At 34.8% G+C, this 2,080-nt stretch carries 3 protein-coding genes; all 3 read right to left on the minus strand.

What is annotated here, in order from left to right; genetic code table 11:
* Window positions 1–327, minus strand: a 327-nt coding sequence (locus E1171_RS02320; protein ID WP_155203687.1) for an RrF2 family transcriptional regulator, incomplete at its 3' end; no start/stop codon positions are given.
* A gap of 55 nt (window positions 328–382) precedes the next feature.
* Window positions 383–988 (minus strand): hypothetical protein, encoded by a 606-nt coding sequence (locus tag E1171_RS02325; RefSeq protein WP_155203689.1) that lies wholly within the window; start codon window positions 986–988, stop codon window positions 383–385.
* 119 nt (window positions 989–1,107) lie between these two features.
* Window positions 1,108–1,737: a hypothetical protein gene (locus E1171_RS02330; RefSeq protein ID WP_155203691.1), complete on the minus strand. Its 630-nt coding sequence runs from the start codon at window positions 1,735–1,737 to the stop codon at window positions 1,108–1,110.
* Between the last annotated feature and the right edge of the window lie 343 nt (window positions 1,738–2,080).

Raw genomic sequence — 2,080 nt, forward strand, 5'->3', positions numbered from 1 at the left:
GCAATTTGTTTCGTCTTTACAATTATCACATCTTTCATAGTAATTGAGGCTCACACACGGAAGCAAAGCAATTGGGCCATTAAAAATTCGAATAATTCCAGCCAAAGAAACGTCTTCAGGAGATCTAAGCAGATAGTAACCTCCTCCCTTTCCTTTCTTACTTCCTAAATAGCCATTCTTTTTCAATTCCAGCAGGATACTTTCCAGAAACTTTTTGGAAATATTTTCTTGCTTTGAAATATCACTAATTAAAACTGGGCCTTCTCCATAGTTTTTAGCTAAATACTTTAATGCATGAAGGGCATACTGTGTTTTTTTGGAAAGCATAAAAATTTCTAAGATTTAGAATTATAAGCAAAATTACAAAATTTTCTCCTTTTTCTCAATTGGAAATACTTTCCCACTTATTTTTCAGCTGCTGGTATTTCTCCATATCACTTTGATACAAAGATCTTTCATTCTGAGAAAACACTTCAAATGGTACTGAAGCTATTGCATCGTCAAAAAAGGGACTATCATAACGATGCAAATGAATATTTGGTACTACAGTCTTTCTTTCGATGGCCGAAAGTAGCTGATCCTGATAATAGTAATGTTTACTTTCGCTAATACAAATCGAACTTTTACGATTGCAATTGTTTGTTACCCTATACTCGTAGGCATAAATAAGATTAGTTTCACTGAGGAAATACTTTTGAATGCTAGAACCAAAACTGGAAGATGCGCTTTCCTCCAACATTACCAAACGGTTGTTCTTGAACCATACTCTAGTTTTACCCCTCAAATCTCCCAGAACCCACTCAACTTTATCTCTGATAGCATTTTCATCAGATTCCAAATTAATAACGGCCTGGTCAATAGATGTAATCTGATCATCAATTGTTTCAGCACTAATGCGGTTTGTAGGATCCTCTAAAAAAAGGTCGTTACAGGAGACAGATAGCAGTAAATAAAGCAACAGACTAACTGCAGTTTTCAATTTATTCATGTGGGAATGGAAAACCTAATTATTACAAAAACCAGGAAAGCGGTCTATTTTTAGGGATAACATAAAGCGGTGGTTTGTAATTCCCGTAAATTTGGAATAATGAAGAATAAAAAGTTTTACTAAACTTTAAAAATACTCCTATAGTAATTAAAAAAATCAAAAGGATGCCAAATCCGTAAAGTCGCATAAAACAAGCCTCTGTTATCATCTTTTTTGCTATTAAAAGCCACCAAACATTGTCCTCCATCCCTGGCGGACAAGGCCCAATAATTGAAATATCCAGCTACAGAACTTGCTTTTCCATTTTCCTCCTTATGAAGCAAAACAACATTTTGATTGGCAATCAACAAACTATAGGCATTAGCTTCGGCAAGGACAAAATCATCATTAACCTCTGCAAAATCTCCAGTTTTGATAAAACTTCCATTAGGATACACCAGATTGGCAGGCCCCAACCCCATTTCCATTTCACCAGCAACATTTAAAACTTGAACAATGGCATCCCCAGGCATAATTACTTTTTTTTGTGGGACAAAAGAAGATTGACCGGAGGTAGAAATCAAGTACTCCCTATATCGAAGGTGCAAAGGAAGTTTTCTTATACCTTCCCATTCATTTTTCTCCTCTGCAATCTGTTGAGATGAAAGCTCCTCCCCTAAAAAAGATAATCCATTAGATTCTTGGATCAATTTCTCAAAATCCATTCTATATGTAGCATAAACCGATTGGGCGTACAGGATTTTATTCATTTCATCATAAATAACAGGCCAACACAAAAAGAGGCTATCTATCTAACCTTGAAAAAATCCCTTTGTTTTTAAAAGTTAAAGTAATCTTAAGCAATAGAAAGAACTCCCATGTGGAACTCCCTCCATAGGAGGATTGAAAAATAGGCATGAGGTTCCTTACAGCCCCATTATTCAGTTTTTTCAATAGTTATTATATATTAAAAATTCCAATATTGAATCTACAAAAGTTAAATTATAGTAACTCAAGCATAAGACTATTCATAATCCCAGAATCACCTCTTGAAACTAAAAGAGCGCCAAACGCCTTAACGATTTTTCAAAACAACTTTTTCTACCCTGTTGT

It is taken from the genome of Xanthovirga aplysinae (assembly GCF_009711365.1).
Classification (GTDB): domain Bacteria; phylum Bacteroidota; class Bacteroidia; order Cytophagales; family Cyclobacteriaceae; genus Xanthovirga; species Xanthovirga aplysinae.